This window comes from Anaerococcus groningensis (assembly GCF_046365465.1).
Lineage (GTDB): Bacteria > Bacillota > Clostridia > Tissierellales > Peptoniphilaceae > Anaerococcus > Anaerococcus groningensis.
In genome coordinates, this window is sequence record NZ_JBGMEG010000005.1 from 73,247 (window position 1) to 95,791 (window position 22,545).

At 32.3% G+C, this 22,545-nt stretch carries 21 protein-coding genes and 1 other annotated feature; of the genes, 7 read left to right on the plus strand and 14 right to left on the minus strand.

The annotated features are described in order from the left end of the window. Nucleotide 1: 1 nt before the first annotated feature. The 4 genes from trkA to AB9Q04_RS04300 all read right to left on the minus strand — a co-directional run bounded on the left by trkA (nt 2) and on the right by AB9Q04_RS04300 (nt 3,868). A complete protein-coding gene (trkA, locus tag AB9Q04_RS04285) occupies nt 2-1,372 on the minus strand; it encodes a Trk system potassium transporter TrkA (RefSeq protein WP_410024141.1) in 1,371 nt (456 codons plus the stop codon). 275 nt (nt 1,373-1,647) lie between these two features. Beyond that, nucleotides 1,648-1,770, minus strand: coding sequence for a hypothetical protein (locus AB9Q04_RS04290; protein ID WP_410024142.1), 123 nt, complete (start codon nt 1,768-1,770; stop codon nt 1,648-1,650). A gap of 92 nt (nt 1,771-1,862) precedes the next feature. Beyond that, nucleotides 1,863-3,065 carry a M20 metallopeptidase family protein gene (locus AB9Q04_RS04295; protein ID WP_410024143.1) on the minus strand — a complete coding sequence of 401 codons (1,203 nt, stop codon included), beginning with the start codon at nt 3,063-3,065 and terminating at the stop codon, nt 1,863-1,865. Between the two features lie 20 nt (nt 3,066-3,085). Beyond that, nucleotides 3,086-3,868 (minus strand): hypothetical protein, encoded by a 783-nt coding sequence (locus AB9Q04_RS04300; RefSeq protein WP_410024144.1) that lies wholly within the window; start codon nt 3,866-3,868, stop codon nt 3,086-3,088. Nucleotides 3,869-3,939: 71 nt separating this feature from the next. On the opposite strand from AB9Q04_RS04300, the gene AB9Q04_RS04305 reads away from it, so the two are divergent. Together AB9Q04_RS04305 and AB9Q04_RS04310 are read left to right on the plus strand one after the other, a co-directional pair. Beyond that, nucleotides 3,940-4,224, plus strand: coding sequence for a GNAT family N-acetyltransferase (locus tag AB9Q04_RS04305; RefSeq protein ID WP_394019941.1), 285 nt, complete (start codon nt 3,940-3,942; stop codon nt 4,222-4,224). 125 nt (nt 4,225-4,349) lie between these two features. Next, entirely contained in the window at nt 4,350-5,501 is a 1,152-nt protein-coding gene (locus tag AB9Q04_RS04310) for an MFS transporter (RefSeq protein ID WP_410024145.1), read from the plus strand. A gap of 25 nt (nt 5,502-5,526) precedes the next feature. Here the strand turns inward: AB9Q04_RS04310 and glsA are convergent, their stop codons facing one another. After that, nucleotides 5,527-6,459, minus strand: a complete 933-nt coding sequence (gene glsA, locus AB9Q04_RS04315; protein ID WP_410024146.1) for a glutaminase A — start codon at nt 6,457-6,459, stop codon at nt 5,527-5,529. Nucleotides 6,460-6,580: 121 nt separating this feature from the next. Between glsA and AB9Q04_RS04320 the strand changes: the two genes are divergently transcribed. Then, a complete protein-coding gene (locus AB9Q04_RS04320) occupies nt 6,581-7,846 on the plus strand; it encodes a C40 family peptidase (protein ID WP_410024147.1) in 1,266 nt (421 codons plus the stop codon). A gap of 30 nt (nt 7,847-7,876) precedes the next feature. On the opposite strand, the gene AB9Q04_RS04325 is transcribed toward AB9Q04_RS04320, so the two are convergent. From AB9Q04_RS04325 to AB9Q04_RS04340, 4 genes are all read right to left on the minus strand, one after another. Next, entirely contained in the window at nt 7,877-8,851 is a 975-nt protein-coding gene (locus AB9Q04_RS04325) for a DUF1002 domain-containing protein (RefSeq protein ID WP_410024148.1), read from the minus strand. Nucleotides 8,852-8,859: 8 nt separating this feature from the next. Further along, the gene (locus tag AB9Q04_RS04330) at nt 8,860-9,645 is read right to left on the minus strand and encodes a P-loop NTPase (RefSeq protein WP_394019931.1); all 786 of its coding nucleotides are present in this window, start codon (nt 9,643-9,645) and stop codon (nt 8,860-8,862) included. A gap of 114 nt (nt 9,646-9,759) precedes the next feature. Then, nucleotides 9,760-10,779 (minus strand): PTS sugar transporter subunit IIC, encoded by a 1,020-nt coding sequence (locus AB9Q04_RS04335; RefSeq protein WP_410024149.1) that lies wholly within the window; start codon nt 10,777-10,779, stop codon nt 9,760-9,762. A 69-nt stretch (nt 10,780-10,848) separates the two neighbouring features. Beyond that, complete coding sequence (locus AB9Q04_RS04340) at nt 10,849-11,346, minus strand: 3H domain-containing protein (RefSeq protein ID WP_410024150.1); 498 nt, start codon at nt 11,344-11,346, stop codon at nt 10,849-10,851. Between the two features lie 68 nt (nt 11,347-11,414). Further along, nucleotides 11,415-11,642, plus strand: a binding site (T-box leader). A gap of 56 nt (nt 11,643-11,698) precedes the next feature. Between AB9Q04_RS04340 and AB9Q04_RS04345 the strand changes: the two genes are divergently transcribed. The 4 genes from AB9Q04_RS04345 to murJ are packed head-to-tail and all read left to right on the plus strand — an operon-like array spanning nt 11,699 to nt 16,035. Further along, nucleotides 11,699-13,297, plus strand: coding sequence for an ABC transporter substrate-binding protein/permease (locus tag AB9Q04_RS04345; RefSeq protein ID WP_410024151.1), 1,599 nt, complete (start codon nt 11,699-11,701; stop codon nt 13,295-13,297). Beyond that, nucleotides 13,284-14,018 (plus strand): amino acid ABC transporter ATP-binding protein, encoded by a 735-nt coding sequence (locus AB9Q04_RS04350; protein ID WP_410024152.1) that lies wholly within the window; start codon nt 13,284-13,286, stop codon nt 14,016-14,018. The genes AB9Q04_RS04345 and AB9Q04_RS04350 overlap by 14 nt, the downstream gene beginning before the upstream one ends. Before the next feature lie 8 nt (nt 14,019-14,026). After that, complete coding sequence (locus AB9Q04_RS04355; RefSeq protein ID WP_410024153.1) at nt 14,027-14,539, plus strand: hypothetical protein; 513 nt, start codon at nt 14,027-14,029, stop codon at nt 14,537-14,539. Next, on the plus strand, nt 14,536-16,035 hold the full coding sequence (gene murJ, locus AB9Q04_RS04360) for a murein biosynthesis integral membrane protein MurJ (RefSeq protein ID WP_410024154.1): 1,500 nt from the start codon (nt 14,536-14,538) through the stop codon (nt 16,033-16,035). Before AB9Q04_RS04355 ends, murJ begins: the two co-directional genes overlap by 4 nt. A 42-nt stretch (nt 16,036-16,077) precedes the next feature. Here murJ and AB9Q04_RS04365 read toward each other — a convergent pair whose 3' ends face one another. The 5 genes from AB9Q04_RS04365 to AB9Q04_RS04385 form a co-directional block, all read right to left on the minus strand. Beyond that, nucleotides 16,078-17,199 (minus strand): transglutaminase domain-containing protein, encoded by a 1,122-nt coding sequence (locus tag AB9Q04_RS04365; protein WP_410024155.1) that lies wholly within the window; start codon nt 17,197-17,199, stop codon nt 16,078-16,080. Between the two features lie 115 nt (nt 17,200-17,314). Beyond that, nucleotides 17,315-17,923, minus strand: coding sequence for a hypothetical protein (locus AB9Q04_RS04370; RefSeq protein WP_410024156.1), 609 nt, complete (start codon nt 17,921-17,923; stop codon nt 17,315-17,317). 25 nt (nt 17,924-17,948) lie between these two features. Continuing rightward, nucleotides 17,949-18,998: a hypothetical protein gene (locus AB9Q04_RS04375; protein WP_410024157.1), complete on the minus strand. Its 1,050-nt coding sequence runs from the start codon at nt 18,996-18,998 to the stop codon at nt 17,949-17,951. Between the two features lie 104 nt (nt 18,999-19,102). Next, a complete protein-coding gene (locus AB9Q04_RS04380; protein WP_410024158.1) occupies nt 19,103-19,585 on the minus strand; it encodes a hypothetical protein in 483 nt (160 codons plus the stop codon). After that, complete coding sequence (locus tag AB9Q04_RS04385) at nt 19,572-22,364, minus strand: hypothetical protein (protein WP_410024159.1); 2,793 nt, start codon at nt 22,362-22,364, stop codon at nt 19,572-19,574. Before AB9Q04_RS04385 ends, AB9Q04_RS04380 begins: the two co-directional genes overlap by 14 nt. Nucleotides 22,365-22,545: the final 181 nt, after the last annotated feature.

Genomic DNA, 22,545 nt, shown 5'->3' on the forward strand with positions numbered 1-22,545 from the left:
CTTACTCCAATATATCATCTATTTGGGTAATATTTTTGTTTTTAGTAATTACTAAAACTCTATCCCCCATATCGATTATTGAATTACCAGTTGCAACCTCAATTTGCCCGTTTAATTCACTATGTTCTATCATAGCCACTAGGGTGTCTGGTCTAGTTCTTATATCTCTTAATCTTTGATTAAAAATCATAGAATTTTCCTTTACTTCAAATTCTAAAACTTCTACCTGATCGCCTTCTAATTTATAGAGGTTATTTAGGGTTGATACACTTCTTGCATCATACTTTGATCTGATAATCCTATTTATATAGTTACTAGCAGCAGATTTTGGGGTAAATGTAGCATCTATATCCAAGATGCCAGTTAGTTTTAATAAATTTGTCCTGTTTACTTTTGAAATAATCTTATCAATTCCATATCTTTGGGCAATTAAAGCAATAAGGATATTTTCTTCATCTATACCAGTTAATGATATTACTGAATCAAAACTATCTATACGTGCTTCTTCTAAGATGTCTGGGTCTGACCCATCTGCATTTATAACTAGGGCATCCCCATACTTTTCTTGAAGGTCTATAGCCTTGTCTCTATTAAGCTCTATAACAGTTACATTAAAGTTTCTTTTAAGTAATAAGTCAGTCAAGTGATGGGCAATGGCGCTTGCACCAACTATTAGAATATTTTTCATCCTAATACTTTCAGATATTTCAGCCTTATAAAATTGGTCAACATCATCTTTACTACCCATAACATAAATTTTTTGGCCAGCTTCTAAGACAAAGTCACCATTTGGTATATAAACCTGCTCATTTTCTATAACTATACCTATTAAAACGTCAAACTGGCTTAGGTATGAATCGGCATCAGCTAGCCTTTGCCCATGTAGCCTTGAATTAGGATTTATAACAATTTCCATCATTAGGGCCCTATCTTCAAGGAAACTTTGAACATTTCTAGCATGAGAATATTTTATAGACCTTTGGATTTCTTTAGCTGCTAAATATTCTGGGTTAATTACTAGATTTGATCCAGTAATCTCTTGAATCTTATCCAAATGGTCAAGGTATTTTGGGTCACGAAGCCTAACAATAATCTCTTTTGAACCTAATGACTTAGCAAGGGCTGCAGAAATTAAGTTAGTATCATCATTTCTAGTTAGGGCTATAAACAAGTCACAGTCCCTAACGTTAGCTTCTTGCAAAATATTTAAATCTGTTCCATCGCCAACCATAGCCATAACATCATTTTGTTCAAGTAATCTATTTAATACATCCTTATCATGATCAATTACTAAGATATTATGATCTTGTAAGGATAATTCATTTGTTAAATGGGAACCAACCTTTCCTGCTCCCAAAATTATAATATTCATCTATTCCTCCTAGACCTAATAAGTATAGCATTTTTGCATATAAATTCAAATATAGAAAATATATATATTATCAGTATCCCAGTATTTTTTATACCCTACCTCCTCTTATAGGTCGAAGGGGTTAGGAGTAATAATAGCAGATATATTTCAAGCTTTCCAAAAGCATGGCGATAGCTAGAATAATCTCTGTGTAAATAGAATTATAATAGCCTATGGATAAGTCTTTATTAGCAAAACCACCTGTACCTACTGCCCCTAGTCCACAGATTATTGAATCAAATAAATTTAAGTCTCCTATCCACAAAAGCCCTTTGGTTATTAAAGTCATTGCTACATAAATTATATATTGAAACTATGTAAGCTCCAACTGACCCAGATCCCATTACAACCATTCTCATAATATATCTTTTCTAATATAATTATATTTTATAACAAATTTCAGATAATTTAAATAAAAAAGAGGCCTTATGGCCTCAAGTTATATATTTTTCTAATTATCTTGATTTAAAAAATCATAGGCATATTGAGCTAGTAAAAGCGCTCCATCTTTAAAGGCACTTTCATCTGGATTAAAGTCTTGGGCGTGGTTTTTAGGAAATGTTGAAGGGTCATCTGGATTCATTGCACCAATGATCATATAAGCTCCAGGCATGCCTTCATAATCTTCGTATCCAGCTAGTAAAAATCCAAAGTCTTCAGACCCAGCAATTTTAAGATCAGTTTTTACATGGTCATCGCCAAATAATTCTTTGGCTACTTTTACAGCTGTATCGGTAGATGTTTTTTCATTTATAACCGGACCAGCTCCTTGGTTATAGGTAAATTCTGCACTACCACCATAAAGTTTTGCTGATGCATCTGCTATTTCTTTTAGTTCTTCTAAGAATTTATCAGCTGACTCGTTTGTAAAAAATCTAAAGCTTGCGGTAAGTTTTGTATCGCTTGCTACAGCATTTGCCACTGATCCACCAGAGATGGTTCCATAGTTTAATACTATTGGTTCATTTAATGCATCTACTTTTCTAGCCATTGCTCCATTAGCACCATTTATAAAAGTATTTAACATCATAATAGCATCATTGCCATCATATGGAGTAGATCCATGGGCAGATTTCCCTTTGAAGTTTACTTCAAAGAAGTAATTTCCAGCCATTACTTGGTCATAGCCTGTAGCAGCATATCCAAGTGGAACGTCTGTAAAAATGTGAATGGCAAATCCACTATCAACACCCTTTGTAACTCCTTGTTTTACAACAGCCTTTCCTCCATCACCAGTTTCTTCACCCGGTTGAAACAATAATCTAACTGTTCCTGGCAGTTCATCTTTTATTTCAATTAATGCTCTACTTGCGGCTAAAAGCATAGCTGTGTGGGTATCGTGGCCACAGGCATGGGACTTACCAGGATTCTTGGATTTAAAATCAAAGTCATTTGTTTCTTCTATAGGTAGGGCATCAAAATCTGCACGAAGTAAAACTGTCTTGCCATCACTATCCGGATTTATTTCTGCTATAAGTCCTGTTGGCTCAAGCTGTGTTACTTTAAGGCCATAAGATTCCAATTCTTTTTTGATAAAGTCATTGGTTTCTCTCTCCTCCATGGCAAGTTCTGGATTTTCGTGTAAGTGTCTTCTTTGTTTAATAATTTTTTCTTCATCATTATAAATTAGTTCTTTTAATTTTTCGTTAATCATTGTAAGTCCTTTCTGTATAATTAAGCTTCATAAATTGTCTTTTCATAAGTTTTATTGTAGTCGTTTTTATAATCTAAATAGTGGTTGGATAATTCTCCTAAAACAAAGGTAGTAGCTAGCACAGCGTAAATTGCAAAAGCTAAAATTAATATATACATTAGAAAAAAAGAAAATATCCCATTAGCATAAGTCCCTAACGGAACTATTAAAGCTATAAATACAAGTACTGGTAGGATAAACCATTTAGCATAAGTTTTTAAAGTTTTGCCAAATAAGTCTTTACCAACCTTAAAAGTTCCTTTAAATAAATCAGCAAATGATAGTTCTGGTCTATCTGCTCCTAGTAGAAAACGGTAATTTGTAAAGGCTGAATAAACTATTTGCCCAATTAGGATTAGTAGGACTAAGCCCACGGCAGCTGATACGGCACTAAAACTATTATTTATCATAAAACCTGCTGCAATTGTTGTCACAAGGCTAAAGCCCAAAAATATCCAAGCGAGGTTAGGTAAGAACGAAATCAAAAAGCAAACTCCAATCACCTTTAAATTCAAATGATTTATCCCATCCATATATTCTCCAACTGTTCCCATCCTATTATAAACTAGGCCTCTAGCAATCATAAATTGAAAGGTAATGACAACTATAGTTATGAGGATATTTGAAATTATTCCACTAAATGATGTACCCATACTTTCTAAATCATTTGGACTAGTTCCAAAAAGTTTTGCAATTAGAAAAACAATAATAGCTGATATAAATTGCAAAATAATAACTGAAGAAAACTTATAATCTCTTTGCATATTAACTCCTCCTTTTCTCTATAGTATATTTTTACCCAAAATGGGTATTTATATATTAGAGGTGATAAAATATGATTATTAGATTTGATGAAGATCAATTAAAAGCATTAGCTTTTGATGGAGATGACCAAGTTGGTTATTGTGAAGTAGAAGAAAAAATAGATAGTACATGGGCAATTACTCATACAGTAGTAGATGAAAAATATAGAGGAGAAGGAGTTGCTGAACAACTTGTAGATAAAGTATGCGAACAAGCACGCGGAAATTACAAAAAAATTCTTCCAATTTGCTCATATGCTGTTAAAAAATTCGACGAAGAACCTGAAAAATATGGTGACATCGACGCAAGAGCATAGAATATGAAACTGGGGATTATCCTCAGTTTTTTTATGCCTATTTTTACTGGCGACTCTATCAATCTTTACCAAAATCTCAAGATTTGATATTATAATTCTAATATTATAGTAGCAAAGGAATTATTTTGAAAAAAGATTTGAGAAAAGATTTAAAAATAAAAATAGCAATCTTAACCATAGCCCTCTATGTCGCCAGCAATAGTGTTATATCAGGTACTCTAGTTTTTATGCAAAGAGACTTTGGTATTTCTATTACAAATGCAGAATCTCTTATAACTATATCATCAATTACCAGCATCATTACAATATTTCTAAGCGAAAAAGTCACTAAAAAAATCGGCATGAAAAATTGTGTAATGGTTGGTCTTTTTTTAGTAGGCCTTAGCTCGCTTTTGCCAATCATCCACACTTCTTACATATCGGTTGTTATAAGCCGTCTTATCATGGGTGCAGGAGTTGGTTTGTTTAATGGACATAGTGCAAATTATATAAATACATTTTATGAAGGCGATGAAGCCTATAGGCTCCATGGCATCAGAAACTCCACCGAATTTATCAGCCAAATGGTATTTTTATTTATGGCTGGCCTTTTGATGAAAATCCACTGGAAATATGCATTTTTAGTTTATTTTATAGCATTTTTTATTATGGCTTACTTTAATAAGGTCATCCCTGAAGTAGATACCACTGATAAAGCAGATATAGGAAAATTTAAAATAAATAGGCAAATATTTTTCTATGCGTTTTTTGCAGCAATTATGATTATGAATGTAACTGCTCTTAGCGTGCGTTTTCCAACCATAGCTACCAACCAAAAAGGTCTTGGAGTTGATGCAAACTTATACATGATTATCCTGCCAATGTCTGGAATGATTTTTGGTTTTTTATTTGGAATTATCAATCGAATCTTAAGAGAAAAAACTATTATACTAGGTTTAGCAATCTATATAGTAGTAAATATTGTCCTGGCATTTTTTGGCAATAATATGTATATATCTTTATTATGTATGGTCTTTGTAGCCTTATCCCAATCTCTATGCATTCCATACTTATTTGCAGAAGTTTCTAGATTTGTAAAAGGATCTCATGCTAGAATTGCTAATAATCTAATTTTTATAGGTTGTAATGTGGGTGGCTTTTTAGCTCCATTTTTCTTAAAGGGAGTAAATAATATCCTCCATACCTCATCTTTGACTTTAGCATTTACAGCCTTTAGCGCAATATATGCTATTTTGTTAATACTAAATATATACGAAAACAATAAGATAAAAATATAAAAAAGAGCAGATTGACTGCTCTTTTTTAATTTATAAATATTGATAAATCTAGTTCTTGACCTAGCATATTAAATATTTCCTTGCCACGAACACTATTTCCAGTTGCATCTAGCCTTGGTGAATATACTCCTATCCCACATACTCCTGGTACAACTCCAAGTATGCCTCCAGAAACTCCAGATTTTGATGGGATACCAACATTCATTAAGTATCTACCAGAGTTCTCATACATTCCACAAGTTGCCATTTGACTTAGGACAATTTGAACTTCAGATTTGGATAATAAATTGTAATGGGTTTCTAAGTCACATCCCCTATTAGCAATAGCCGCCCCCATACTGGATAGAGCAACTACATTTGTAGAAATAGAACAAGCCTTAATATATAGATCCAAAACTTTCTCTGGATCTTCATCAAATATTCCCTTACTTTTTAAATAATAAGAAATAGCCTTATTCCTATCAGTTGTTTCCATTTCTGATGCATATACTTCTTTCATAAGATGGGCTTTTTCTTGCTTGGATAATTTTTTATAATAATCTAGGATTCTATCAAATTTATCATCAACATCTGTTCCTAAAATCATTGAAGCGGTAGTAATTGCTCCCGCATTTATAAATGGATTGGCTGCCTTATCAGTAATGGGCACTAGTGAATTAAATTCGTAACTTGTTGGCTCACTACCCACCTTACTAAAAACTTTTTCTGGATCATTATCATGGAGGGCCATGATTAGAAGCAGAACTTTTGATATAGATTGGAGAGAAAATTCATAATTATAGTTACCATAATTAAAACTTTCCCCAGTAATAGATGTAATACTTAGAGCAAAATTATCTGGTTTAACATTTGCAAGTTCTGGTATGTAGCTAGCTAATTCTCCTTCTCCAATGCACGATTCACTTGCTCTTATAACACTTTTTATCTTTTCATCTATAAAATCTCTGTTGTATAACATATAACCACCTCTAGCTACCTATACCCATCTTTTTAATTATAGTAGGTGAAAAGCCTATAAAATTGACTTTTTACTCATTTTCTTCTAAAATTATACTAGAGTACTTAAAAGGGAGATTGATGTGACAAAGAGATTTCAAAAAGCCTTTATTACTTCATTAATAATTTCTCAACTTTTTATAAATCCAGGAATTTCCCATGCTGATTCCATTATTTTAAATAAAAATACTACTGACGGTGTAAATGTCAGAGTAAAAGAAGATGTAAATAGTGATATCCTTGGCGGCATCGAGGACTTTACCCCTTATGAAATAAAAAGTGAAAATGACGATTGGTACGAAATAGAATTTGAAGGCAAAAAAGGATTTGTAGCAAAAAAATGGTTTTATAAGCTAAGCCATACTAGTTTACTTGCAGAAACTAATCTAAAAGAAAGACCTAATAGTGATTCTAAAAATCTTACCGATGATAAATTGCAAGAAAAAACTAAGGTTACTATCTTAGGTTTTGAACCAGATAGTGACTTTGTAAAAGTTTCCTATAATGAAGATTTTAAAGATAACAAAAAAATAAATACTATAGATTTAGAAAAGCTTGAAAATAATAGCTCAGTTGATGATTTAGCAGATAAAAATCAAAATAGCGATGTAAAAACAGTTACCCTAGGAACAATCGAAAATGAAGAAACTCCAAGTGTTGTAACCCTTCATGATACTCCAGAAACTGTGGCCTTAGACCAAAATACCGCTTCAGACGATACAGAAGCTGAAAGTAAAAGTGACAAAATCAAAGAAGGTTATGTAAAATTAGAAGATTTAGCTATTGCAAAAAAAGATGCTAATGATTTAGCTGATTTTACTAAATTTTATAATGACATGAATACTTCTATAAAAAATCAGATAGCTAGCGAAGAAGCAGCTAGAAACCAAATGCGTGAGATAACAGAAGTATCTTATGTCACTACAACTACAACTAATAGTAATCAAGAAAATCAAAGTTCAAATACAACTACAGTTCCTGTAACAGGATCTAAAACTGGTAGTGAGCTTTATAAGTGGGCTACTCAATATCTTGGCAATCCATATGTTTGGGGTGGTATAGACCCAGTACGTGGTATAGATTGTTCAGGATTTACTATGCAGGCTTATCGTCAAATAGGTATAAACCTACCACACTTTGCACAAAGTCAGCAAAGATATGGTGTAGAAATACCATTTGGTCAAGAAAAAGCCGGGGACTTAGTATTCTTTGGAACAAGTTTAAATAATATAACCCACGTAGGAATGGCAGATGGAAACGGAAATATGATCCATGCATCAAGTCCAAGGTATGGAATAATTATAGGACCAATTAGAAATCCTATATCAATTAGAAGAATAGTACAATAAAAGAGGAGCATATGCTCCTCCTCTTTTTATCTAATTTTGGCTATCGTTTGATGAACCAAATATATTTATAAATGAATTTACTATTGATCTAAAAAAGTTAAGAATAGAATCTAAAAGACCGCTATCTTGAGCTTCTTTAGTAATATTATCAATTGTATCTTTGTTCTCGTTATAAAATTTACCAGCATTATCTGCTAGCTCATTGCCAAATTTTATAAGATTTTCCCTTACTTCTTTACTATCAATAGCTGAAGAATTTTGGTATTTTTCAAAGAAGTTTACCAAAATATTTATATTATTATCACTTAGAACATTTTCAAGATTTACATTTTTTAAAGCATCTTGGATGTAGATGTTTATTTGATTAGCATCTGCAGCTTGTCCTGTTTCTTCTTTATGCTCTGCTAGTTTTTGTTTTACTTCTATAACTACCTTATCCAAATCTGCTGCATCAAAACCAGATTTATCTTTATTTTCTTCTGTAATTTCATTTACAGCTTCAAGTTCCTCTTGAGCAACTTTTGCACGTTCTGGGTCTATGTCTTTACCAGAATTTGCAAGTGCTGCATACACACCAACTAAGGCTGACTCCCCTGTAACAGGTTTTGGGCTTGCTACATAAATATCTGCATCAGTAATTCCCGCTGTTATGGCCGCATTGGTATATTGACCTTGGGTAATAGATGTAATATTTGCTGGCGTTACAATATTTACCTTAATTCCAGAATTTTCTGGTAATTTTTTGATATATACTGAAGAAATCATATTAGAATTATCAGTATAGTAGCCTAAATATTTTTGTAAATCATTGCCTGTTGCTGTTTTATAAGCAAGGTTTGGGTCATTGCTTGTTACACCAAAGGCTTGGTTTACTTGGTTTATTTGCTCATTATTTAGGGCAGCTCCATATACTACTGCATCTTTATTTGCATCATTCGCTGCAAGAGCTAGCGATGGAACAAATATGCTTAAGGCGCACAAAAGTGCTAAGAGTCTCTTTTTCATAAATCCTCCTATAATGATTCGATTTTTTCGATTATTGGATTTAATTCTTCTAAGTTTACGTCTTCTACAAGACCAGCGTCGATTTTACTTGCAATTTCTGGGTTGATTGGAAGTTTTGCAATTGTTTCAATGTCATATTTGCCAGCTACTTCTTCTACGTGGCTGTCTCCAAATATTTTATGGTCAGATCCACAGTCTGGACATTTGAAATATGACATATTTTCTACAATACCAATTACTTTTTTACCCATCATTTTTGCCATTTTTAGGGATTTTTCTACAACCATACCTACTAAATCTTGTGGAGTTGCTACTGCAACAATCCCATCAATTGGTAGTGATTGGAAAACTGTAAGTGGCACATCACTTGTTCCTGGTGGCATATCGATTAACATATAGTCGATTTCTCCCCAATCTACGTCAGTGTAAAATTGTTTGATAACACCAGTAACGATAGATGATCTCCATACTACAGGATCTGTTTTATTTGGTAAAATCATATTTACAGAAATAATTTTAATTCCATCACGGGTAACACCTGGATACATGATTCCTTCTTTAGTACCTGTTACACTTTCATCAATACCAAAAGCTTGTGGGATTGATGGCCCTGTAATGTCGGCATCAAAAACTGCAACCTTATATCCTTGTTTATTTAATTTATTAGCTAGCATGCTGGTTACAGATGACTTACCAACTCCACCCTTACCACTCATAACTGCTATAACTTTACCAACTGAAGAACCTTCATTAAGGTTTACTTTAAATTGGTCGAAATTTCTTTGTTTTTCCATTTAACTCTCCTTTATAAAAGAAAAAAGCATTATTTATTTAATGCTTCTTTCTTAATTATATCTATTTTTTGTTAAATTGCCATAAACAACTAGCAAATACGCTATATTTAGCCGTTAAAAGTTAATTTTCATATCATTATCCTTTATCAGGCCTTTTTTATACATTATTTTATAAATAATATATGAAATAATTGCCGGAAGGATAAAGTGTAAAAATAAAATTTGGATAAGTAGAAGGGAAATATTTCTAGATCCAGCCATTGCATTTAAGGTAGAGATTTGTCCCACTAGTCCACTTGTTCCCATTCCTGATCCTAAAGGTGTATTTTCCATTTTAAAAATCAAATTAGAAATTGGTCCTAAAATTGCTCCAGCAAGCGTAGGAGGTAACCAAATCCACGGATTTTTAATAATATTTGGTACTTGAAACATAGATGTTCCAAGCCCTTGAGCAAGCAAACCCTCTACTCCATTATCCTTATAAGAAATCACAGCAAAACCTATCATTTGAGCAGCACATCCAACTGTTGCAGCTCCACCAGCCAGTCCAGATAGTGAAAGCATCATGCAAATTGCAGCTGATGATATAGGTAAAGTTAGAGCCATACCAACTAAAACTGATACAACTATACCCATTAAAAATGGCTGAAGTTCTGTTGCACGCATTATTATATTACCTAAACCTGTCATAAAGGCTGCTACACCTGGGCCAATCAAATCTCCTACTAAAACACCGACCAAAATTGTAAGGGCAGGTGTGATTATGATATCAAGTTTTGTGCGTTTTGAAACTAATTTTCCAAACTCTACTCCAAAAATCGTAGCTACATAAACCCCTACTGGCCCGCCTAGTTCATAGGCTCCTATACCAACTATAGTTGATGCAAATAAAACTAAATTTGGTGCCTTTAATGCATTTGCTATGGAAACTGCAATAGCAGCTCCAGTTGCTTGCCCTATCAATGGCCATATTCTTTCTGTCAAAAATGGGATATTAAGAGTATTGCCAATAGAATTTAAAATTGTTCCTACAAGTAAGGAAGCAAAAAGACCAAAGGCCATAGCACCCAAGGCATCTATAAAATAAACCTTTGGTGAAAGTATAATTCCCTGTTGTTCTAAATATTTTTTCATAACTTCTCCTAAGATTTTTCTTAGCTAAAGTATAACACAAAAAACATTTATTGTATATACAGTGGGGAATTATTTTAAATATCCTTTTTCCTTTAAAGCATTTTCTATTATTTCAAAAGTTTCTTGGTCTTTGGCCCTAATCGTATGATAATGTATATTGCCAGTTAGGTTTTTTAATGGAGTTGAAATGTCCATATTTTTTACAAATTTATTGACTCCATTACGAGATTTGATGTCTAAATCTTTACGTATAACTCCATAGACTGGGTGGTTTATAAAAATATCTATAACCACTCCCCCATTATCTACAATAGTATTTAGTTCATCTTTTATATCTCCATCCTCATGCTTTGACTCTATTATTTTTGTTAAATATTCTCCAGTATCTATTTTATATCCTTTATTAGTGGATATTATTTGGACTCCAAAGGCCTTTAAAACGCCAATGTCTTTTACAATTATTTGCCTTGATACACCAAATATATTGCCTAAGGCTTCTCCAGACTTAGGCTCATCGCTTTTTTGCAAAATCTTTATTATTTCATTTTGCCTTTTACTTAGTTTCATAGTTTACCTCTTTGATTAACTATACCATTTTGACCTTGACTTTTTTATAAAAATCTTGTATTATATCTTCAACAACTGTGAAAAGAAGAGTAGCTTTTTGGAAAAATCTAGAGAGTCCCAGTTGGTGGAAAGGGATATTTGGAAGATTAGTGAAAAAAGACTTTGAGTTTCTTTGAGGATATTTGATTCAAAGACGTGATTGCACGTTACAGCAAACGAGTATGATGGTACTTATTGAGATGTACTTTGTGAAAAGTGCATGAATTTGGGTGGTAACACGGCCTTTCGTCCCAAGAATGCGAAAGTGTACGTGTATTTTTTTTACGAATTTTTAGACCCAGGAAGGAAAATTATGAAAAGAATAAGAAAAATTTTACTAAGTCTTATCCTTGTATTATTTAGTTTTACAAATGTAAGCTTTGCAAGTGAAGGTGAGGATGTTTTAAGAGTGGGAATGGAAGTAAACTATGCTCCCTTCAACTTTTCTGAAGTAAGTGAGGAAAATGAAGGAGTGCCAGTATCTAATTCTCCAGGAGAATATGCGAATGGTTATGATGTGGCCATAGCAAAAAGAATTGCTGAAGGGCTTGGCAAAAAACTTGAAATTTATAAAATAGATTGGGACGGTCTTATCCCTGCTCTTACTTCTGGTAAGATTGATGCCATAGTTGCTGGTATGAGCCCTACAGAAGAGCGTTTAAAACAAATTGATTTTACTGATAGCTACTATAATGCAACTATTGGAGTAGTTACTAAAAAAGATTCTGCTTATGCAAATGCAAAATCTATCCATGACTTTAAAGATGCAAAAATAACCGCCCAAATGGGTACTTTCCACCTTGATTTGATTGATCAAATGGATGGTGTTAAAAAACAACAAGCTCTTGATTCATTTCCAACAATGATTGCTGCAACCAAAGCTGGTAATATAGATGGTTATATCTCAGATAAATCTGGGGCTATGAATGCTATCGCCGCTAATGCAGACTTAGTTTATAATGAATTTGCACCAGAAGATGGTTTTGAAATAGATCCTCTCTTAACTAGTGTAGCTGTCGGTGTAAAAAAAGGATCAGATTTAGAAGATAATATAAATGAAATTTTAGCAAATATTTCAGATAGTGAACAAGATGAAATCATGGAAGATATGATTAAAATTTCAACCCTACAAGAAGAAGGAGAGGAAGAATCAGTAGAAGAAAACCAAACCTTTTTTGGGGAAATGAAATCAATCTGGTCTAGATATTCATCATTATTTTTAAAAGGTATTGTAAATACTTTATTTATAGCTATAGTTTCTACTCTTTTAGGATTTTTAATCGGATTATTAGTAGCAATTATTAGAAAAACTGAAGTTAATAAAATCAAAAACCCTATTGGTTATGCAATCTATAAGATTGTAAACTTCCTACTTGGAGTTTATGTAGAAGTCTTCCGTGGAACACCAATGATGGTGCAATCAGTAATTATTTTCTACGGACTAAAACAATATTTTGATATCGACCTATCAACCATGTTTGCAGCTATCTTAATCGTATCTATAAATACTGGAGCATATTTATCAGAAGTTGTTCGTGGGGGTATCAATTCTATAAACAAAGGTCAGTTTGAAGCCTGTAAAGCTTTAGGAATGACCCACTGGCAAACTATGAAAAATGTAGTTGTTCCACAAGCTGTAAGGACAATATTACCATCATTAGGTAATGAATTTGTTATTAATATCAAAGATACATCAGTATTAAATGTAATCTCTGTTACAGAATTATTCTTTATGAGTAAATCAGTTGCAGGATCTACCTACCAATACTTCCCAACATATTTTATAACAGCAATAATCTACTTTGTACTAACCTTTGCTATTACAAGATTACTATTACTTGTAGAAAAAAGAATGAGTGGTAGAGATTATATACTAGAATCAAGTACAGGAGCAAAAAATGTCAATAATTAAAGTAAATAATTTAGAAAAAAGCTTTGGAAATCTTAAAGTTCTAAAAGATATAAATTTTAGTGTAGAAAAAAACGAAGTAGTTTCTATCATAGGCTCATCTGGTTCTGGTAAATCAACCCTATTAAGATGCTTAAACCTATTAGAAACTCCAACAAGTGGTGAAATTCTCTATGAAGGGGAAAACATCCTAGAAAATAATTTTGATGAAAGATACTACCGTTCTCAAGTAGGCATGGTTTTTCAAAACTTTAACTTATTTGAAAATAAAAATGTTTTAGAAAACTGCACCTTAGGCCAAGAATTGGTCTTAGGCAAAAACAAAAAAGAAGCAGAAGAATTAGCTATGAGCTTTTTATCAGATGTAGGTATGCAAAGATTTGTAAATGCAAAACCTGAACAACTATCTGGTGGACAAAAGCAAAGAGTAGCTATAGCCCGTGCCCTTTGCATGAATCCAAAAGTCCTACTTTTTGATGAACCAACAAGTGCTCTTGACCCAGAAATGGTAGGTGAAGTTTTAGAAGTAATGACAAAACTTGCTAAAACTGGAATTACCATGATTGTTGTAACTCACGAAATGGACTTTGCTCGTGATGTTTCTTCTAGAGTTTTATTTATGGATAAAGGTATAATCTTAGAAGATGGATCTCCAAAAGAAATTTTTGAAAATCCACACCATGATAGAACTAGAGAATTCTTATCAAGATTCTTAAATAATTAGGAGAATGAATGAAAGACTTAGTAGAAATTTACTCATCAGATCAAGATTCCTTTGCCGTAGGATATATCATCTACCAAAGTGAGGATAGACTTTTCACCCACTTGGTAGATGATCAAGGCAAGTTTGATGGATATCTTTTATTTGATAAAAAAACCATAGACGGGATAGAAAAAAATACTGAATACTTACAAAAAATAGAAACCTATATGGGTTTTTGGGGCAATATTTCTATTGGCGATAGCGACAATGAAATCTACCAATCCAAACCAGATTTTATAGATTTGATAAAATATGCCAAAGACCACAACAAAATAATAACTCTTGCGACAAGCTTTAACTACTATGATATATCAACAGGCTATGTAAATTCTTATAATGATGATATTGTAGTTATAGATGCTATAAACAAGGCAAATGCAGAAATATTTGACCAATTTGAGATACCTATAGACGAACTCATAACCCTAGAAATAGAGTCAATAGACAATTTTCTATTAGGTTATGCCAATAAAAAATCATGAATAATACATTAATACTTATAATATTAAACTTAGTAGGAAAAATCTTCTCATTTATTCGTGAGATGATTTTTTCTTTCTATTACGGAACAGGTCCCATAACAGATGCTTTTAATACATCGACAACAGCGGCAACCCTTATTTTTTCGGTAATTACCTATGCCCTAAGCAAAACCTACATACCTACATATAACGAAGTTTTAAAAAAAGGCGGAGAAGAATCAGGAGAGCAATTTACAAATAACTTATTAAACTTCTCTTTATTTTTAACTACCGCCATAATGATAATAGGCTTTACCTTTGCCCCAGCAATTGTAAAACTTTTTGCAGCTGGATACACAGGAGAAAAATTAAAAATTGCAACAAGCTTTATGAGGGCCATAATTTTAACCATATACCCAAATATCTATGCAGCAATTTTTTCTGCATACTTACAGATAAAAGGCAACTTTCTAACACCAGCCCTACCACTGATTATTTTAAATATAATTTTGGCTATTACAGTTGCTATATCAAATGGTAATGTTAGGATAATGACAATTGGTATATTTTTAGCCTACTTCATCCAATTTATAATATTTCCAAGAGCCATTAAAAAAACAGGTTTTAAGCGTGGTAAGATAAGATTTTCCTTTGATGAAAATGTGAAAAAAATTATAATATTATCCCTACCTACAACTTTTTCTATGGCAGCAGTTTATGTATCAACCATAGTCGACCAATCATTTGCATCCTTGGTTGCTCCTGATGGTGGAGTTTCAGTTGTAAATTATGCCCTAAAAATCTTAAGGATAGTAAGTTCTACTTTCATAGTACCCTTTCAAATCACAGCCTATCCAATTATAGGAAAAATGGTTGCTGATAACGATATAAAAGGCATGAAAGACTTAACTAGCAAAACTTTAGTAAAAATCATGCTACTTTTTATCCCATCTATAATTGGAATGATGGTTTTAGCAGAGCCGATTATTTCCTTTGTGTATTATCGAGGAGAATTTACCTACAATGATATGATCATAACTAGTCAGGTTTTATTTACCTACACCTTGTATCTACTTGGCCCAGCCATAGTTGATTTATTATATTTATCATTTTTCTCCCACCAAAATACAAAGGTACCAACAGCTATTTCCTTTGTCCAACTAGGGATAAATATTATCCTAGACTACACCTTGTCAATGAAATACGGACTAGTAGGGCTAGCCATGGCAACAACGCTTAGTCAACTTTCATCAGTGTTAATGGCATTTTTCATGTATAATAAAACTTTTGGTAGTCTTTCTTATAGGTATATTTTAAAAAATATAGGCAAAATCCTAATAGCAGGAGCAGTCCTTGGAATATTTGCCAAATACTTCTACCAAATTCGCCCATCAAACCTTTGGCTACTAGTAACAATAGCCTTTGCTGGACTTATATATGTAGGAGTGATTTATGTATTAAAAGTTGATGAATTTGATGATATTAAAAATGCCTTGATTAAGAGAAGAAAGAAGTAAAAAAAATAAAAAACGGATTAGCTAATGCTATCCGTTTTTTATTTATCTAACCACCCTATAAGTATCTCCAACTTTTTGGATAGTAGTATTGGCTAGTCCTGTATTTAGACTTGAAAAGCTTTGTGGTCTATCTGGGTTATCATCTATTGTTCTTGATTTTTGGATTTCTCCATCACTTTTTAGATAGTAGTCATAGATTACAAAGTCACCTAGATTTTCTACATTGCCTTCACTGAAAGTTATGGTTGGATCATCCCAAGTTGCATCTATATTATACCAATTTCCATCTATTTTTACCATATTCCAAATATGAGGCTCTCCAGTTTTTTTGGAATGACCTGTTGCATATCTTACATCTAGTCCTGCTTTTGTTGCAAGTTTATCAAATAGTGTGGCATAGGCATTGCAGACTCCACCATTTCCATATAGGATGCTTGCTGGGTGGTAGATAGAATATCCACCACTTATATCTTTGCTATCTCCCCTATTATATTGGTTTTTGGTTACAATAAAATCATGAATTTTTTGAGTTTTCTCTAAGTCACTATCATAAGTATTTATATTTTGCTCTACCCAATCATTGGCAAATGCTTCTACTTGGTTGTCAATACTTGGATTTTCTCTATAGGTTACTGTAAATGTTGCAGAGTCAATATATACCTTGTCTCCCCTAGTTTTATTTGGGTCATATTTGGTTTTTACATTTGTTTTGCCATACATACTATAAAAGAAATACCAGTCTTCTTTAGCTGTTTCCAGAAACCAAGATTGAATTTGTTGGTTACTAGTATAAGCGTTGACACTTACTGTAAATTGAGTGTTTCTCCTATCTAAATTATCTCTAATAATATTTTTTATTCTTATACTTAGATTGTCATTTACAGCATAATTTGCCTTGATCTTATTTATCCTTGCTATAAGTTCTTCACTATCTTTAATAAGAGTTTCTAGCCTTTTTTTCTTATCACCCCTGATAATATTTGGCATATTATCTATTAAATATTGGGCAGCCTTAACTTGTCTTTCTAATTTTGTTGTATCTAGCCTATCTAATTGAGCTTGATCAATTGCTGCATAGGCTGTATTTATTTTTAAATTTGTTTTTATAATGGGATTTATAGCCAAAACCATAGCTAAACTAAGCCCAAAAATCTTCCTCTTCAATGCGCAAGCCCTCTCTAATCTTTTCTTTTACTTATATATAATATACATTTTTTAGGATGATTTTAAAGTAAAATTGGATAAAAAAAGCCCTACAAGTTACTTGTAGGGTAATTTCTTAAAGGGTTGCTAAAACTTTTTGTGCTCTAGCTATTAGGGCTTCAGACTGAGCCATTAGGCCGTTTAATTGTCTTTCAAACTTTTTAGAAGCATTTGGCATTAAGGATTTTAATTGTTTAGCTGCTTCTAGGGTAGTTTGGTTTCTTCTAATAGCTTCATTTAGTTGAGCCTTTTTATTTTGTTTTTTTGCTTGTTCATTTACTTGCTTAGATATATTTTGCTTAGCGGTGTTTATTCTTGCCATTGCATTTCTAAGCTCTTCATAGCTAGCGCTATCTTTACGAGCTAGGACTGATTTTGCATTTGCAATAGCTGACTCATATTCAGCCTTTAAGTCTTGGCTGGCATAGTTATAATAAGCATTTGAGTTTACCACATTTACTTGATCATCCACTGCTAATTGTAATTGAGTGATTTGACTTTCAATTTTTGGATCACGTGTTAATGCTTGTGGATTATCTGCTGTGGCTTGTGCTTCGTAATTTTGATTTTCTATTACAGCTTCTTCTGTATTTAAATCATCGGCATAGGCATTTTGCCCAGTTAAACCTAAAACTGTGATATTTGCAAGTAAAATATATTTTAATACGTTATTTTTAAATTTCATGTTCCCTCCTTAGAGAAAGGTATTGTTAACCTCTTATTCCCTTTAGTTGGTTTAAAACTTTAGTTGATCTAGCAATTAGATCTTCTGACTGTTTAATTAGATTATCTAATTTAGTCATATTTTTTGATGCAATGTTTGGAGTAAGTTCTTTTAGAAGGTTAGCAGCAGCCTTTGTTCTCTCATTGGCTTTGATTGCTTCTTCTAATCTATTTATTTGGTCTTCACGACTTATGTCTGCTGCAGTTTGCTTTTTAGCTAAGTTTTTTCTTGCTGTAGCTATTAAGTCTGTTGCAGATTTAATTTCATCTAAAGTAGAATTTGGATTTTCTATTGTAGACTTAGATAAAATTGCTGCATTGTTATAAGTATTGTATGATTTATCTGTATATAAATCTTTATCAGCCTTGATAGCATTAATTTGAGATATTTCTTCTCTTAGCTTTTCTAAAGCTTTCTTTCTATCATCACTTGCAATAATTTCATTTTTAGCTTCTTTTACAGCATTAATTGCTAGTTCATTTTGTAGGTTGGTAAGGTTAAGCCCATTATCCCCTACAGTTTTCCATGCATTTTCTACTGCATTATCATATTTATCTTTTAATTCTTTTGAAGCATTTTTATAAGCATCACTTGCTCTAAATTGGGATTGCTCAGTAGTTAAATTTATTAATTCTGTTTTATCTACTTCTCTACCATTTAAGTTTGCTTTTGCCTCTTCTACTGCTCTAAGATAAGTATTAATTAGATTTGTATACAAGTTGTAAGTTTTATCATCGGAATATTCCTTACCTTTTGATTCTTCATAAGCTTTTTCAAGACCTAATAAAGCATTATTAAATTTTACCTGTGGATCTTGATCAGCATTTTTGTATTCATAACCTAATTTAACAGAATTGTATTCTACAATTTTAGTAGATGCTTTTTCTAATGTAGCTTTAAATTCATCTTCAGCAGTTTTTACAGCTTGGTTAGCCTCAGTATTTGTACTTGCAGCGTATACATCTTTATTAGCTGGAACTAGTAAAAGTGTACCTAGGGCTAGGACTGCGCTGGTTTTTAAAATTTTATTTCTCATAGATAACTCCTTTATTTCTAGAATTATTTTCTTTGTTGTATTATACCCTATTGAAAAATTTTTAAAATCAAACTAAAAAAGACCCCTAGGGGTCTTTTATTTTATTAAGATGCTTTTAATTCGTCTAGAGCTGTTTGAGCTTGTTCTAAAAGATTATTTGAATTTTCTAGTAGTTCGTTTAATACATCTGCGTTTTCATTAGCAGTTTCTGGTGAAAGTTCGAATAATAATTCTACTGCACGTGCACTTGATCTGTTATCAAAGATAGCTTGTTCTAAAGCTTCTATTTTTTCTTCTGTTGAAAGATTTGAAGTATCAGCTACTTCTTCACTTGTTTCATCTTCTGATGTTTCTTTAGTAGCAGTTTCATCAGTTGTTTCTTCTGTTTCAGCTTTATCAGCTTCTTCTGCTGTTATATCTTCTGTAGTTTCAGCTGGTTCTGCTTGTTCTACTGTTTCATCTTTTTTGTTTTCTTCTACTACTGGTGCATTTTCGTCAGTTGCGTTTTCATTTTGTACCATATTGTTACATCCTGTTAGGGCTACTGATAATAGTAATGCTGATGCTAGTGTTTTATTTAATTTCATTGTTGTCTCTCCTTTTTGTTTTTACATTCTCTTCTTTTTTATTTTTATTTTTTCCAGTAAGAGCATACGCTCCAAGTGCTACTACTAAAACTACTCCTACCCCTACAAGAGATTTTATACCCGTTCTTACGATAGATCCTGGATTAATTGTTGCAGGAACTTCTCTTGTTGTGGTTACAGGTGTTGTAGTTGTGGTTGTACCACTTACTGGTGTAGTGGTTGTAGTTGTAGTTGTACCTTGAACAGGTTGTGATGATCCTGTAACAGCCGTCGCATTTTTAAACTCTTTTTCTACCGCTAATAAATCATCCATTGTTGCATTATCATTTTCTAATGCTTTAATTTTTTCTTCTAATTCAGATCTTTTTGCTTTATCGCTTATATCATATTTTCTAGAATTAAAATCATCTTTTAATGTTTTAAGTCTAGCTTGATATTTATCTCCATCCAGAGCATTTGCTGCTTCGACAAGTTTATTTGAAGCAGACTTTAAGTCTTCTTCTTTAGCTTCATCATTTTTAATAAGGTCGCTAGATTCTTCTAGGGCTTTGTTGTATGTTTCTTTAAGAGATTTTTGAGCACGTCTATACTTTTCGCTTTTCTTAAGAGTCTCATCATTGGCAATCATTTTGTTGATGATTTCTCTTGGATTTAGTGTCTCTTTTTCAGATTCTGCATCTTGAATTTTCTTAACAATTGGCCTTAATTCTTTATGATTAAGCTGTCTTTTTAGCATATCAGTAGAAAGCTCAATTGACTCTTTATTTCCTCTTCTCAATGCAGATTCTGAACTTATTAAAATATCATCTAACCATTTTTTTGTATCTTCAGAAACATTAGCATAATCTGGATGAATTTTCACTTTATTTGCTAAAGCCATTAAATCTTTTAATTCTTTCACATAGGAAGGGTCATCTGTTTTTGTATTTAATCTTATTAAATCCGCAATAGGTTTTACTTCGCTCTGATTTAAAGCATTTACCAAACCTGTTCTCGCTATTTCAATATCAGTAGCTTTTCCACCCACTAAAGCACTATTTGCAGCAGTTATAGCCTTATCCAAATTTCCTCTTTGAGTAAACCCTACATTTTTATATTCGTTATGTTCTTTAACTTTTTTAGCTATTTCTAGTAATTCCTCTAAAGTTTCTTTATTATCAGAATTGTTAAGAGCCGCTTCTAAATCACTTATCGCTGATAAAATTTCTTCATTTGTTTCAGCATCTTTTGCTTTTTTAAGGGCCTTTTCTAATCTATCCCTATAGTTTTGGGCCACACTCTTATAATTAGGATGATTTATAACTTTATTTGCATCATCTATCAGCCTATTTAATTTTTCGGCATCTGTTTCTTTTCCATTTTGTCCATTTTTATCAATAGAATCCTTAGCTTCTTTTATAGTAGCTATTGCTGCATCTATCTCTTCATCTGTTGGGTTAGATTTTTTTACTATGGCTTGTGCAGCTGTGATTGCATTGTTATATGATTTTTTATCATCATCAGAAGCTAGTTTGTATGAATCTTTGTTTCTATAAGATTCTGCTTCGTTTATAAGTTCTTGTAAATTTTGTTTTGATGTTTTTTGTTGATTACTATCAATGGTTTTTGTTTTTACAGGTGCTAGAGCTAACTTGGCTAAGTTTAAGTTGTTTATTGCTTTTTGCAAATCAGCTGCATTTGTATTACCTTTAGCTATTAATTCATTAGCTTTAGCTTTTGCTATATCATAAGTTAACCTTGCAGATTCTCCTGCATTTTGATAACCTTCAGGATTTTTAGAAGTAGAATTTTCAATTTGTTTTCTTAGCCTACTTACTTCAGTATTTGCTGTATTAGATTTTTCTAAAGCGCTGTTATAAGCTTTATTTAGATTATTATAAGCATCATTTAATTTGCTTGCGTCAGAGTTTAAGTTGTTAAAAACTTCTGCAGCTTGAGTAGATACACTTGTAAGGTTGGTCTGGGTATCTGGATTTAGTTTTTTATAACTGTCTGTTTCAGAAAACTCATTAACAGAATTTATTAATTCTCCCAGCCTTATATAAGCTCTACCATAGGTTGCATTATCTGATGGAGTGATTTTTTCAAACTCATCATAAGTTAGGGCAGAGTTATTTGCATCTAAATTATTGGATTTTATAATATCATTTATAGTTTGGGCAAGATTATTATTTGATGTAATAATATCATCTTTGCTTTTATTAACATCTTTTTCATCAGCCTTAGCTACTTTAATTGCATCTGTTAATTTATCTTTGTCTTCTTTTTTAACGTTAGTGTTACTAGCGATACTTGCAGATAATTTTTCTGCTATGGCAATTGTTGAGCTAAGACCCTCACGTTGTTCATAGGTGTCAAAAGAGCTTGCACCTAAGTTTTTCTTTTTATCAATGATATTATCTATTAAGCCATTTATAGTTTCTTCACTTGCATCTACATTTACATTTTTACCAGCTGCTATTGCACTAGTGTAGGCATTTTGTTCTGTATTTGATGCATTTATATAACGAGTTGATTTTTTAACGTCTGCTTCTTCATCTGTTAATTTTTTTAAATCAATAAGTTTTTGATTTTCTTTAGTTTGCTCTCCACCATTATCACCATTATTTGTTGTATCGGTATCATCTGTTGATTCATTTGTGGTGGTAGGTGTATCGGTTGGTGAAGGCTGACTAGTTGCATATGCCACAGACCCAATTGCATTATTTTCTATAGGAGTTACTACCCCAATAGATAGTGCTAGAGCAAGGGTTCCTGCATATATTTTTTTTCTTTTCATTTCTAGCTCCTAATTTTTCTTTTAATTTAAGTCTATTACTTAATTTAAGTTACATAAATTATACATTATCCAGCTTTTATTGTCAAAATTTTCCAGTTATTAAATCTAGATAAAACATTTAAATTTCAACATATAGAGCAATTGTATTGTAGATAATCAGAACTACCAGCTTAGCTGGTAG

What these genes read in the sequence shown, in the direction of transcription:
- glsA (WP_410024146.1), bottom strand. Translation starts at nt 6,459, where the DNA reads ATGTTATACAACAGAGATTTTATAGATGAAAAGATAAAAAGTGTTATA.
- AB9Q04_RS04350 (WP_410024152.1), top strand. Translation starts at nt 13,284, where the DNA reads ATGTCAATAATTAAAGTAAATAATTTAGAAAAAAGCTTTGGAAATCTT.
- AB9Q04_RS04380 (WP_410024158.1), bottom strand. Translation starts at nt 19,585, where the DNA reads ATGAAATTAAATAAAACACTAGCATCAGCATTACTATTATCAGTAGCC.
- AB9Q04_RS04340 (WP_410024150.1), bottom strand. Translation starts at nt 11,346, where the DNA reads ATGAAACTAAGTAAAAGGCAAAATGAAATAATAAAGATTTTGCAAAAA.
- AB9Q04_RS04290 (WP_410024142.1), bottom strand. Translation starts at nt 1,770, where the DNA reads ATGAGAATGGTTGTAATGGGATCTGGGTCAGTTGGAGCTTACATAGTT.
- AB9Q04_RS04300 (WP_410024144.1), bottom strand. Translation starts at nt 3,868, where the DNA reads ATGCAAAGAGATTATAAGTTTTCTTCAGTTATTATTTTGCAATTTATA.
- AB9Q04_RS04375 (WP_410024157.1), bottom strand. Translation starts at nt 18,998, where the DNA reads ATGAGAAATAAAATTTTAAAAACCAGCGCAGTCCTAGCCCTAGGTACA.
- AB9Q04_RS04295 (WP_410024143.1), bottom strand. Translation starts at nt 3,065, where the DNA reads ATGATTAACGAAAAATTAAAAGAACTAATTTATAATGATGAAGAAAAA.
- AB9Q04_RS04330 (WP_394019931.1), bottom strand. Translation starts at nt 9,645, where the DNA reads ATGGAAAAACAAAGAAATTTCGACCAATTTAAAGTAAACCTTAATGAA.
- AB9Q04_RS04325 (WP_410024148.1), bottom strand. Translation starts at nt 8,851, where the DNA reads ATGAAAAAGAGACTCTTAGCACTTTTGTGCGCCTTAAGCATATTTGTT.
- AB9Q04_RS04345 (WP_410024151.1), top strand. Translation starts at nt 11,699, where the DNA reads ATGAAAAGAATAAGAAAAATTTTACTAAGTCTTATCCTTGTATTATTT.
- AB9Q04_RS04305 (WP_394019941.1), top strand. Translation starts at nt 3,940, where the DNA reads ATGATTATTAGATTTGATGAAGATCAATTAAAAGCATTAGCTTTTGAT.
- AB9Q04_RS04385 (WP_410024159.1), bottom strand. Translation starts at nt 22,364, where the DNA reads ATGAAAAGAAAAAAAATATATGCAGGAACCCTTGCTCTAGCACTATCT.
- AB9Q04_RS04355 (WP_410024153.1), top strand. Translation starts at nt 14,027, where the DNA reads ATGAAAGACTTAGTAGAAATTTACTCATCAGATCAAGATTCCTTTGCC.
- AB9Q04_RS04335 (WP_410024149.1), bottom strand. Translation starts at nt 10,779, where the DNA reads ATGAAAAAATATTTAGAACAACAGGGAATTATACTTTCACCAAAGGTT.
- murJ (WP_410024154.1), top strand. Translation starts at nt 14,536, where the DNA reads ATGAATAATACATTAATACTTATAATATTAAACTTAGTAGGAAAAATC.
- trkA (WP_410024141.1), bottom strand. Translation starts at nt 1,372, where the DNA reads ATGAATATTATAATTTTGGGAGCAGGAAAGGTTGGTTCCCATTTAACA.
- AB9Q04_RS04370 (WP_410024156.1), bottom strand. Translation starts at nt 17,923, where the DNA reads ATGAAATTTAAAAATAACGTATTAAAATATATTTTACTTGCAAATATC.